Here is a 12,177-nt window from a genome sequence, read left to right as displayed (position 1 = left end):
CCTTGCCCGCTCACCTTGTGCCACGCAATGCCGTAAGGGACGCCGCCAGCCGCTCGGTGCCCAGCGCCTGCATGCTGGCGGCATTGCGCTCGGGGATATTCTCCGGGTCAGGATAATGCGCCAGTGCCCGTTCCAGCCCGGCCTCGCGAATCAGGTGCCACATTGGCCAGGGTGCGCGATTGGTGTAGTTGCGCGGCGAGTCGGCGTCCTCGCCCTCGAACTGATAATCCGGATGAAAGCTCGCCAGCTGGTAGATACCTTCATAGCCCTGCGCCTCCATCAAGGTCTCGGCCAGCGCCAGGTGATCCAGATAATCATCGAAGTCATCCAGACACCCCGTCAGCACCAGCAACGTGGTCTCGTCCTCGGGATGGCCATCCAGGTGCCAGCATTCCTCCATCAAGCGCATCAGCGCGGCTTCGGGCTCGGCCGCCTCAATGTTCACGTAGCGCACGCTATCCCGCGCCACCTCCCGACCGGCGAAGGGGCAGACCTCGCGGCCAACGACAAAGGACTCGACCCAGGCACGGGTCACCTGGAGGGGATCAACGGGATCGGACATGAAGGGCTCGGAGGTGGCGGGAAAAGGGACAAGCAGTATAACGATTCTGGGCATCGCGCGGGCAGCTGCAACGCAAGAAGGCTGGTAGAAAAGGTCCCCAGTAAAGCAGCTGCCAGGCTCAGCCACGCCGTGACGCCAGGCGATCAGCCATCCGGGTCGGCTCGGGCAGCTTGGTGCGTCCCAGGCAGGCTACTACCCAGTCGAGGGCCGTGGGCAGGCTGACGCGATGCCCGCTGGAGACGAACACCGGCTTGACGCCGGCACGCGAGCGTAGCACCGCGCCGATGGTCTCCTCCTTGTGTACCAGAGGTACCCGGTCGCCGCGCTCGTTGCCCGGCTCGACGTGATGCCCGCACAGCCGTGACTTGGCGATGCCGATGGTCGGCCGATCCAGCCACAGTCCCAGATGGCTCGCCACCCCCAGCCGACGCGGATGCGCCAGCCCCTGGCCATCGACCATGACCAGCTCCGGCGAGCTCGTCAGTCTATCGAAGGCGGCCAGTGCGGCGGGCAGATCGCGAAACGATAGAAGTCCGGGAATGTATGGCAGGCGCGTCGGCTCGCGATGCACCACCTGCTCGACCCGTTCGAAGGCCCCATCGGCCCCCGGCGGCCAGGCGAGTACCACCACCGCCGCGCGGGTCACCTCGCCCCCCTGCTCGAAGCCGATATCCACGCCGGCAATGCGCGTCACCTCGGCCAGGCGGTCCTGACGCTCGACCCGGGCGGCCAGCTGCTTCTGCAGGGCGATCGCCTCGCCCGGGTCAAGGTTCCAGTCGTGCAGCGCGGTTGGCGACATGAGGCCTCCGTGTCCTGTTGATCCGTCGGTGCGAGGCGCCAGCGACGCATTGCCCGACAATAAGCGCCTGATGCGCCAGCACCAATCGCGTTAGACTGGGCGCCCTTGTCCTGACGACACTGCTTCACGATCCGCCACCGGGGCGCCCATGTTGAGACTGATCCATACCGCTGACTGGCATCTGGGCCAGAGCTTCCACGGCCAGGAACGCCATACCGAACATCGTGCCTTTCTCGACTGGCTGCTCGAGACCCTGGTCGAGCGCGATGCTGATGCCCTGCTGGTGGCCGGCGACATCTTCGATGTGGTCAATCCCTCGCTGCGCGCTCAGGAGCTGTTGTACGACTTCATCGTCAACGCCCATGAGCGTCTGCCACAACTCGACATTGTATTGATCGCCGGCAATCACGACAGCGGCAATCGCATCGAATTGCCGGCGCCCCTGATGCGCCGCCTGCGTACTCATGCGCTGGGGCGTGTGGCATGGCGCGACGACGGCGAGCTGGATGCCGACCACCTGCTGGTGCCGCTGCATGATAAAAGCGGCGAGACGCAGGCCTGGTGCCTGGCACTGCCCTTTCTGCGCCCCGCCGAGGTCACCGGTGGCGAGGCCCGGGATTATGTCGTCGGTATCTCGCAGGTTCATCAGGCACTGATCGATGCCGCGCGTCAGCGCCGGCAGGCCGGCCAGGCGCTGATCGCCATGAGCCATGCCCATCTGCATGGCGCGACGGTCTCGGAAGCCAGCGAGCGCCCCATCGTGATCGGCGGCGAGGAGTCCATCCCGGCGACGCTTTTCCCCGCGGACATCGCCTATGTGGCGCTGGGCCACCTGCATCGCGCCCAGCAGGTCGGCGAGGCGCGCATCCGCTACAGCGGCAGCCCCTTGCCGCTGGACTTCAGCGAGGTCGGCTACCCGCATCAGGTGGTCGAGGTAGCGCTCGAGGGCGAGCAGCTCGCCGGCTTCGAGTCAGTGCCCATCCCCCGTGCGGTGGCCATGCATCGCCTGGGCCCGGCCGCACTGGACGAGGTGCTGGATGAACTGGCGGCCCTGGAGGACGACCCCAAATTGCCGCGCGAGCACTGGCCCTGGCTGGAAGTCAGCGTCCAGCTGGATGCCCCGGTGCCCGACCTGCGCGCCCGCCTCGACGCGGCCCTGGAAGGTCGGGCACTGCGTCTGCTGCGCCTCACCCGACACCTGCCCGACACCACCGGCGACGCTGCGACACAGCGGGTCGACCTGGAATCCCTGGGGCCGCGCAAGCTCTTCGAACGCACCTGGCAGAACCGCTGGGACACGCCGCCGGATGACGACGTCCTGGCCGACTTCGACCGCCTGCATCAGGAAGTGCTCGACGACACGGAGGGCAACGCATGAAGATCCTCGCCCTGCGCCTGGAAAACCTCGCCTCTCTGCCCGGCCCGCTGGAACTCGACTTTACCGCCGAGCCCCTGGCCAATGCCGGCCTGTTCGCCATCACCGGTCCCACCGGGGCGGGCAAGAGCACCCTGCTCGATGCGCTGTGCCTGGCGCTCTACGGCAATACGCCGCGCCTGCGCCAGGCCCCCAATCGCGACAGCCAGGTGGATGACCCGGCCGGCGATCCAGTGACCACCAGCGACCCCCGCACCCTGCTGCGTCGCGGCACCGCCAGCGGCCATGCCGAGGTCGATTTCGTCGGCCGCGATGGCCGCCGCTACCGGGCCCGCTGGGCGGTACGCCGCGCCCGCCACAAGGCCGACGGCCGCCTGCAGAGCGTCGATCAATCGCTGCGCGACCTCGAGGATGACCGCCTGCTGACCACCCAGAAACGGGAGTTCGACAAGCAACTGCCCGAACGCCTGGGTCTGACCTTCGAGCAGTTCACCCGGGCCGTGCTGCTGGCCCAGAGCGAATTCTCCGCCTTTCTCAAGGCCGATGACAACGAGCGCAGCGATCTGCTCGAACGCCTGACCGGGACGGCGGAGTACTCCGCCATCTCGGGCGCCGCCTACCGGCGTGCCAGCGAGGCGAAGCGCCACCTGGAGGCACTGGAAAGCCGCCTCGCCGATGACCTGCCGGCAGAGCCCGAGGCGCGCGCGGAGATCGAACAGAATGCCCGGGAGGCCGGCGATCAGTTGCGGCGACTGGAGCAGCAACGCCAGCAGCAACAAACCCGCCAGAGCTGGCACGAGACCGATGCGCGTCTTCGCGAGGCGCTGGACCAGGGCCGCCACCAGCAACAACAGGCGGAACACGCCTGGCAGGCATTGGCCGGGGCGCGCGAGGACCAGGCATGGCGCCGAGTCATCCTGCCGCAACGCCATCTCCTGCAACGCCAGGCCGACCTCTCCGGTCTGATCGCCCGGCAGCAAGCCGAACACGCCCACACCCTCGAGGCGCTGGGCGAAGCCGAGGCGAAACTGGCGCAGCAACGACAGGCGCACGAGACCGCCGAGCAGGCCCTGCAGGCCGCCCGGGAAGCTCGCCAACAGGCCGAGCCGGCCCTGCGCGAGGCTCGCCGGCAAGCGACCGACCTGGCCAGCCTGCAACAGCAGGTAAGCGACAAGGAAAGGTTCCGAACCGAGCGCCAACAACAACTCGCCACCCTGGATGCCGAGCACCGCCAGGCCGAGAGCGCACACCAGCAGCGCCGCCAACAGCAGGCAGAGTGGCAGGCCACCCTGACCGAGCTGCTGGGCGATCACGACGACCTCGAGACCGCCCGACAAGCGGCCCGGCAGGCCTTCGACGCGGCCGCCAAGCGTCAACTGGCGCTGGACGAGCTGACTCGCCACTGGCAGGCCTTTCAACAGGCCGAGACCCGCCATCAGCACCTCAGCGAACACATTCAGCAGACGGAGCCACAGCTGCAGCAACGGCTGGAGCAGGGCCAGCAGGCCCGCCATCGACTCGCGGCGGCAGACACCCGGCTGGACACACTCAATACCGCCATCGAGCGCAACCGCGCGGTGCGCAGCGAAACGGTCATCGCACTGCGCCAGACCCTGACCGAGGACGCACCATGCCCGGTGTGCGGCGGGCTCGAGCATCCCTGGCGTCACCACCCTCCGACCACCCCCGAGGCCCAACAGCTGGCCGCCCAGCAACAGGACGAAGAACGCCAGCTTCAAGAGGCCAGGGATGCCCTGGAACAGGCCCGCCAGGAACGCGACCGACTCGACGGCGACTACAGCGCCCTCGAGGCCTCGCTCAAGCAGCATCGTCAGGAGGCTCAACAAGCCCGGGAGCAGCATCAGGCAAGCCACCAGACACTGCAGCGTCAGACCCTCTACGCCGAGCTCGAGCCCATCGAGGTGGATCGGCGCGATACCTGGCTGACCGAGCAGCTCGACCAGAGCCAGGCCGATCGGGCGCATCACGAAGCCACGCTGGGACGCCTGCAACAGGCGGAACAGGCACTCGAGCCGCTCAAGCAGGCCCTGCAGGAAGACGCCACCCGGCTCGCGCGTTTCGAGACGCGCCGCGAAAGTCTCGACGGCGAGCTCCACGAACTGGCCGAGCAGTTGCCACCTCTACAGTCACAACGGGATGAACTCGCCGAACGTCTGGCAACGCTGCTGGGACAACACGCCTCGGCGGATGCCTGGCAACAGCATCTCGACGAGGCCCAGGCGTCCGCCTATCAGGCGCGGGACAACGCCCTGGCGCAATCCAACCAGGCACAACAGGAAGTACAGCGGCTGACCCAGCAGCGCGATCATCAACAGCGCCAGCTGGATGCGCTCGTCCAGGAAAGCGACAGCCTGGCAAGCCAGCTGGCCGAATGGCGACAGGCTCACCCCGATCTGGATGACGCCACCCTGACACGCCTGTTGGCGCAATCCGAGGCCGAGGCAGAGCGCCAGGAACAGCAGTTGAACGACGCCGAGCAGGCGCGCCAACAAGCCGCCGCCACCCTGGCCGAGCGTCGCCAGGCACTGATCGCACAACGCCGCGACCAGGCGTTGCTGGCGACGCCGCATGACGAGGCCGCCCTGCTCGGCGATGACGTCACCCAGACCATCGTGGAGCGTTTCGAGGCCCTGGAACAGGAGCGACAAGCGCTGACGCCGCAACTCGAGAGTGCCCAGCAGCAGCGCGATGACGCCCAGCACGCCCTGCGCGACGACGATCGCCGACGCGAACGCCAGCAACAGGGCCAGGCACAACTCGAAGCGGCCCGTCAGGAGTATCACCGCTGGGGGCGCATCAGCGAGTTGATCGGCTCGGCCGATGGCAAGACCTTCCGGCGGATTGCCCAGGCCTACAACCTGGAACAGTTGCTGGAACACGCCAATGCCCACCTGTATGGCCTGAGTCGACGCTATCAACTGGTACGCGGCGGCAGCGAACTCGGTCTGCTGGTCATCGATCGCGACATGGGCGACGAGCGGCGTTCCGTGCATTCGCTCTCCGGCGGCGAGACCTTCCTGGTGTCACTGGCGCTAGCGCTGGGGCTGGCCTCCATGGCCTCCGGCGAACTGGTGATCGAATCGCTGTTCATCGACGAGGGCTTCGGCAGCCTCGACCCCGACTCCCTGGCCCTGGCCATGGACGCCCTCGACGGCCTCCAGGTCCTGGGGCGCCGGGTCGGCGTCATCTCGCATGTGCAGGAAATGCATGAACGCATCCCGGTACAGATTCACGTCTCACCCGAGGGTAACGGCACCAGCCGTGCCACACTGGTGAGTCATTGACACGCAAGGAGGTGGCGCCATGAAAATTGCGGCCGGTGTGATATTGGTTATCGGGTTGGTGCTGGCCTCAGCACTGGTCATGGCACTGATCTTCGGTGGCCCTTCCCAGCCTCCCGCCATGGCCGGCATCAACGAGCCCTTCAAGAACCTGGACTACAGCGGTCTGCCGGAGCTGGACAGCTACCAGGCTCGTGATGGCAGCCAGCTCGCCTACCGGCACTATCCGGCCGAGACCCGCGATGACGCCAGCAACGGCAGCGTGGTGCTGCTGCATGGCTCATCCGCCGACAGCCGCAGCCTGCATCCCCTCGCCACGGCCTATGCCGAGGCCGGCTTCAGCGCCTATGCACTGGATGTGCGCGGCCACGGCGACTCGGGCCCACGGGGCGATATCGCCTACATCGGCCAGCTGGAAGACGACCTCGAGGACTTCGTCGACGCGGTGAATCCCGACACACCGCGCACCCTGACCGGCTTCTCCGCCGGGGGCGGCTTCGCCCTGCGCATCGCCGGCAGCGAGCGCTCGGACCTCTTCGCTCACTACCTGCTGCTGTCCCCTTTCATCAGTCAGGAGGCACCGACCCACCGCCCCGACACCGGCGGCTGGACCCAGGTCGGCATTCCCCGCTATATCAGCATCGCGCTGCTCAACCAGCTGGGCATCAGCGCCTTCAACCACCTGCCCGTGGTGCGTTTCGCCCTGGCCGAGGATGCCCGGGGACTGCTCACCCCTGCCTATTCGTTCCGCCTTGCCCAGAACTACCGCCCCCGGGCCGACTACCGTGCCACCATCCAGGCCATCGACCATCCCACACGACTGATCGCCGGTCGTGATGATCAGGTCCTGGACCCGACACACTTCGAGACAGTGTTCCAGCACGCCAGCCGCGATGTGCCGGTCACCCTGCTACCCGGCATCGGCCATGTCGGCCTGGTGGTCAAATCCGACGCGCTCCAGGCGATCATCACCGAGACCCGCCACCTGCTCGACACCGGCCCTGCCGAGTAACTCGGGCTGCCCGGCCACAAGCGAGAGGGGCGACAGCCACTACCAGAGCCCGAGCTGCGCCGAGACCCAGCGCCCCGGCATCAGGGTGCCGACGAAGGCACCCACCAAACCGAGATAGGCACCCACCATCCATTGACGATGCTGGCGTGCCTGGCGCCCCAGTATGCTGACCAGCCCCATGGTGACGGATACCAGCACCCAGGCCGAAAGCAGGTGCACCGGGCCGAAGTGACCGACCAGCGGCAGCAGGCTGCTCCCCAGCCAGAAGGAACTGAGCGCCGAGAGCATCATGCTGCTCACCCAGATGCTCCCCAGCGTCCTGTGTAGCCAGCTTCCCTTGCGCATAAACAGCACCAGCCCACCAAGCGCCAATGCCAGAAACGAGGCGTAAAGGTGCAACGTGAACGCCACAAGATGCCCTCCCGAAAATTATGCAACTAGTTGCATAAAGCTAGTCGACCACTACTCTATATGCAACCATGTGCATAACAAAGTTGGAGCCTGGATGCCTCATGTCATTGCGCGCCGTTGTCCTCATTACACTGCAGCAGGAGCCCGGCACGGGTTATGACATCCTGCAGCGTTTCAGAACAGGGCTGGCCCACGTCTGGCAGGCCAGTCATCAGCAGATCTACCGTGAGCTGGACCGCATGCGCCGCGAGGCGCTGCTCGAGTGTCGGGCGGTAGCGCAGTCCGAACGCCCGGACCGCAAGGTCTATCAGCTCACCGCCGCGGGCCGGCAGACGCTGGAAGCCTGGCTGGCCGAGCCACTCAGTGCCGGACCGGTACGCGAGCCGTTATTCGCCAAGTTCTTTGCCTGGCAGGACTGGCCGAGCGAAGCCCGGCTACGGGAGCTTCAGGCACTGAAACAACAGCTAAATCAGCGACTGGCCACCTATGCCGAGATCGAACAGACATGGTTCAGCGCCCCCGAGACCCTGACGCCTGAACAGCGCGCGCCATGGCACACGCTGCGCCTGGGCCAGCGGCTGACGCACACCTGGCTGGAATGGGTCGAGGAAGTGATGGCGGAAGATGCCTGAGGCAACGCCCCCGCAGGGGCGTTAGGGATACATGGACTGGCTGCTGCTTCGTCGATGCCGAGCAGCGCTTTCCTGGGCTCGACAGCGAGCCCAGGATTAGAAGCCGATGTCCTTGTAGTGACGCGATACCTTCTCGATGGCCAGGGCATAGGCGGCCATGCGGTAATCATTGATCTTGGGGTTTTCCTGACGCAGACGAATGATCGACTGCAGCGCCAGGCGCATGGAGTCGTCCAGGCCGGAACGCACCAGGTCGAACTCGTCGGCACCGCGTCCGATACGGTCTTTCAGATGCTCGGGCACCTCGACGCCGGTGGCATGCTCGATGGCCTCGATGATCTGCTCACCACGCGCTTCGTGAAAGCGCCGTTCCAGGCGACCGAAGCGCACATGGTTGAGGTTGCGGATCCATTCGAAATAGGAGACCACCACGCCGCCGGCGTTGCAGTAGGCATCGGGCAGGATCTCGATGCCACGTTCCTGCAGGATCTTGTCGGCCAGGAAGGTCACCGGGCCATTGGCCGCCTCGGCGATCAGCTTGGCCTGGATGCGCTCGGCATTGTCCACGGTGATCACGCTTTCCAGGGCCGCCGGAATCAGGATATCGCACTCCATCTCCAGCACGCCCATGCCGTCCTCGATGTACTCGCCTCCACTGAAGCCCTTGACCCCACCGGTCTCGGCGATGTGTTCACGCACGGCAGCCACGTCCAGGCCTTGCGGGTTCACCACTGCACCATCGCGCTCGCTGATCACCGTAATCAGGCTGCCATCCTCGGTCTGTAGGAAATGGGCGGCGTGATAGCCCACATTACCCAGGCCCTGCACGATGACACGCTGGCCCTCGAGGGTGCCGGAGAGGCCGCAGCGCTGGAGTTCCTCGGGGTGGCGGAAGAGTTCACGCAGCGCATACTGCACACCCCGCCCGGTCGCTTCGTTGCGCCCACGCACCCCGCCATGCTCCACCGGCTTGCCGGTGAGTGCGCCCATGTAATTGATGTCGTTGGGGAACATCTGGCGGTAGGTATCCACCATCCAACCCATCTCGCGCGGGCCGGTACCCATGTCGGGGGCCGGCACGTTCTGTGCCGGGCTGAGATAGCCCTTGTTGATCAGGTCACGCGCGAAGCGCCGGGTAATGGCTTCCAGTTGATGCGGTTCATACTGGCGCGGATCGATGACCAGGCCGCCCTTTGAGCCACCGAAGGGCACATCGACGATGGCGCACTTGTAGGTCATCAGTGCTGCCAGGGCTTCGACCTCATCCTGGTCGACGATGGGCGCGAAACGAATCCCGCCCTTGGATGGCAGACGATGGTCGCTGTGGGTGGCTCGCCAGCCGGTAAAGATCTCGGCCTTGCCATTGATTTCCACCGGGAAGGACACCTGGACCACGCTCTGACAGATCTTCAATGCATTGCCGATCCCCTCGTCCAGCTCCATGATCTCGATGGCATGGTCCACCATGTGCTCCACACTCTCGCGGAATGACATGCCTTGCTGCGCGTACTTGCTATCGCTCATCCAATGCCTCCATGGTCATTGTTATCCTGGCCTTGCGACACGCGGCAGGCGTGCCAACGTACTCCAGTACACTCTAGCAACTTCATTTGCGCTTGAACGTTGAACCTTCGACGACACGGCGAATTTCCTCGAGGAGCCCACCATGGCAGTTAATACCCCGGCCCCCAGCCTGCTGATCACCGGCTGCTCGAGCGGCATCGGGCACGCCGCCGCCCATGCCATGCAGGCACGCGGCTGGCGCGTCCTGGCCAGTGCCAGACAACAGACGGATGTCGAGCGACTGCGGGAGGAAGGCCTGGAAGCCCTGAGGCTCGATCTCGCCGACAGCGACTCCATTCAGGCCGCCGTGGTGGAGGTAGAGGAGCGCACCCAGGGCCAGTTGACCGCGCTGTTCAACAACGGCGCCTACGGCCAGCCCGGCGCCGTCGAGGACCTGACGCGCGATGTACTGCGCCAGCAGCTTGAGACCAACCTGCTCGGCACGCATGAACTGACCGCGCGTGTGCTGCCGATAATGCGCGCTCAGGGCCATGGCCGAATCGTCCACAACAGCTCGGTACTGGGCTTCGCCGCCCTGCCCTATCGCGGCGCTTACGTGTGTTCCAAGTTCGCGCTAGAGGGTCTGACGGATACCCTGCGTCAGGAACTGCAGGGCAGCGGCATACACGTCAGCCTGATCCAACCCGGCCCCATTGCCAGCCGCTTTCGTGAAAACGCCCACCTTGCCTTCAAGACGCATATCGATACTGCCCGCAGCGCCCACGCCAGGACCTATGAAAGGGTCGAGGCACGACTCGCCGACCCGAACGGCAAGACTCCCTTCTCGCTGGAAGCCGATGCCGTCGTCGCCAAGCTGATCCACGCCCTCGAACACCCGCGGCCCAGAGCGCGCTATGCCGTCACCCTGCCCACCCACCTGTTCGCCGCCCTCAAGCGGCTACTCAGCACGCGAGGCATGGACAGAGTACTGCTGCGATCGACCCGCAGTGAGCGCGAGTAAGCTGCCACGCAAGGTGCCACACGTCGGCGACCGCTTTTTCTGCCCGGTTCCAACCGTGGCGCCCGGCTCATTGGCATATCCTGTCCCGACCCCCCTGTTTGGCTCGGTACAGGGCGGCATCAACACGTGCCAGCAGGTTCGCGAGTGACTCACCGCTCTCGTGCATGGCGATGCCCACGCTGACACTGAGCGTGAAGAACTCACCCTTGACCGGTTCCACCGGCGTCAGCCTCAGCTCCCGCCTCAACTGATCGCCGAACTCCCACCCATCATCCAGCGTCGCCCCGGGAAACACGAAGAGGAACTCTTCGCCTCCCACTCGGCCACAGAAGTCCGTTTTTCTTCCCAGCTCCCCCGCGATGCGCGCAAAGGCACCCAGCGCCATATCGCCCACCGCATGGCCCCATTGATCATTGATTTGCTTGAAGTAATCAAGATCGACCGAGAGAACCGTCAGATGAAACCCGGAACGATTCGATATTTCCATGAGATCGTTCAGCCGCTCCCAGGTAGCACGACGGTTCGGTAAGCCCGTCAGTTCATCGGTTCTCGCCAGCGCCAGGATTTCCTCTTCGAATATCTGCTTGTATAGAAAATAGCTGACGGTATCGGACAATAACCCCATGAGAATGTAATCATCCCGGGAGAAGGGTTCTGCCGGAGAACAGCTGGCAAAATTGAGCGTTCCGTAAGCTTCTCCGTTCACCCATACCGGGCTGCCGATGTAGGACTCGATCTGCATGGTCTGATAACAGGGATGGCGTCGTATATCGCCTTTTCCCGCGCAACACCACCCCTCCGTCTTTTGGGCATCAAGGGTGTATTCGCAACAGGTCCCCGATACATCAAAGCGTGTTCCGGGTTTCAGCTCATTCCTGCCGTCCACACAGTATTCGACAATATAGTCGTTACCCACCACGCGAGACAGGATGGCGATCTCGAATCCGAAATGGCGCAGGCCCAGCCGAAGCAATGATGCGATCTTGTGGTTGTCCGAAAGGATGACATCGGACGTTATGGTGTGTACTTTTTGCAAGGTTTCCAGTGAGTTATCCGCATTCCTAGCGGGACGAACAATGCCGATAAAGCCGGCCACTCCGCCTGTTTTGGAGCGCATGGCCGCTCCCGTCGTCAACCCGAGAAAACGCTCTCCACTCGCGCGGCGGTATGCAACCCGGTACGTTTTCGTGGCCAGGTTGCTGGCGGCATTGTAACGCTTGCGCCCTTGCTCCGAATACTCACTCTCATCGGCATACAGCAGCCTGGTCTCTTTACCCAGCAGTTCATCGACCGAGTACCCGAACAGAACTTCTGCCGCCGAGTTGACGTACACCATACGTCGACTGGCATCGGCCACAATAACGGCTTCCGAGAAATTATCGAATATCTCGGTCAGCAAGAGCGGCGATATGGAATTGACCCCGCTCTCGGAAAATCCCCGCTTTCCCGCACCTGCTTTCTTATACGTTTTCATGGACGCCCCTGACAGAACCACCTGGTTAGCTTTGCGTTCTATCCATAGCCTGCAATGGAATCAAGCGGCGCAGATGGCATGCTATG

Annotated in this window: 10 protein-coding genes; 5 read left to right on the top strand and 5 right to left on the bottom strand. The window is 64.6% G+C overall.

The window, feature by feature from the left end:
* Positions 1–10: 10 nt before the first annotated feature.
* Both QWY79_RS11845 and nfi read right to left on the bottom strand, forming a co-directional pair.
* Entirely contained in the window at positions 11–562 is a 552-nt protein-coding gene (locus tag QWY79_RS11845; protein WP_290272965.1) for a DUF1415 domain-containing protein, read from the bottom strand.
* Positions 563–680: 118 nt separating this feature from the next.
* Positions 681–1,361 carry a deoxyribonuclease V gene (nfi, locus tag QWY79_RS11840; protein ID WP_290272962.1) on the bottom strand — a complete coding sequence of 227 codons (681 nt, stop codon included), beginning with the start codon at positions 1,359–1,361 and terminating at the stop codon, positions 681–683.
* Positions 1,362–1,509: 148 nt separating this feature from the next.
* Between nfi and QWY79_RS11835 the strand changes: the two genes are divergently transcribed.
* From QWY79_RS11835 to QWY79_RS11825, 3 genes are read left to right on the top strand one after another with little or no spacing between them, the layout of a single operon-like run.
* A complete protein-coding gene (locus QWY79_RS11835) occupies positions 1,510–2,739 on the top strand; it encodes an exonuclease SbcCD subunit D C-terminal domain-containing protein (RefSeq protein WP_290272960.1) in 1,230 nt (409 codons plus the stop codon).
* On the top strand, positions 2,736–6,041 hold the full coding sequence (locus QWY79_RS11830) for an AAA family ATPase (RefSeq protein ID WP_290272958.1): 3,306 nt from the start codon (positions 2,736–2,738) through the stop codon (positions 6,039–6,041). The genes QWY79_RS11835 and QWY79_RS11830 overlap by 4 nt, the downstream gene beginning before the upstream one ends.
* Before the next feature lie 19 nt (positions 6,042–6,060).
* A complete protein-coding gene (locus QWY79_RS11825) occupies positions 6,061–7,050 on the top strand; it encodes an alpha/beta hydrolase (RefSeq protein ID WP_290272956.1) in 990 nt (329 codons plus the stop codon).
* Between the two features lie 39 nt (positions 7,051–7,089).
* Here QWY79_RS11825 and QWY79_RS11820 read toward each other — a convergent pair whose 3' ends face one another.
* Positions 7,090–7,461 carry a DUF2306 domain-containing protein gene (locus QWY79_RS11820; RefSeq protein ID WP_290272954.1) on the bottom strand — a complete coding sequence of 124 codons (372 nt, stop codon included), beginning with the start codon at positions 7,459–7,461 and terminating at the stop codon, positions 7,090–7,092.
* A 101-nt stretch (positions 7,462–7,562) separates the two neighbouring features.
* On the opposite strand from QWY79_RS11820, the gene QWY79_RS11815 reads away from it, so the two are divergent.
* Positions 7,563–8,093 (top strand): PadR family transcriptional regulator, encoded by a 531-nt coding sequence (locus QWY79_RS11815; protein ID WP_290272953.1) that lies wholly within the window; start codon positions 7,563–7,565, stop codon positions 8,091–8,093.
* 96 nt (positions 8,094–8,189) lie between these two features.
* Here QWY79_RS11815 and QWY79_RS11810 read toward each other — a convergent pair whose 3' ends face one another.
* Positions 8,190–9,617, bottom strand: a complete 1,428-nt coding sequence (locus QWY79_RS11810; protein ID WP_290272951.1) for a Glu/Leu/Phe/Val family dehydrogenase — start codon at positions 9,615–9,617, stop codon at positions 8,190–8,192.
* A gap of 142 nt (positions 9,618–9,759) precedes the next feature.
* Between QWY79_RS11810 and QWY79_RS11805 the strand changes: the two genes are divergently transcribed.
* Complete coding sequence (locus QWY79_RS11805) at positions 9,760–10,617, top strand: SDR family oxidoreductase (protein WP_290272949.1); 858 nt, start codon at positions 9,760–9,762, stop codon at positions 10,615–10,617.
* Between the two features lie 67 nt (positions 10,618–10,684).
* Here the strand turns inward: QWY79_RS11805 and QWY79_RS11800 are convergent, their stop codons facing one another.
* Entirely contained in the window at positions 10,685–12,091 is a 1,407-nt protein-coding gene (locus QWY79_RS11800; RefSeq protein ID WP_290272947.1) for a bifunctional diguanylate cyclase/phosphodiesterase, read from the bottom strand.
* Between the last annotated feature and the right edge of the window lie 86 nt (positions 12,092–12,177).

Source organism: Halomonas sabkhae (genome assembly GCF_030409265.1).
GTDB lineage: Bacteria > Pseudomonadota > Gammaproteobacteria > Pseudomonadales > Halomonadaceae > Halomonas > Halomonas halmophila.
The sequence above is the reverse complement of the archived record's forward strand: the minus strand, read 5'-3'. Positions and strand labels throughout refer to the sequence as shown.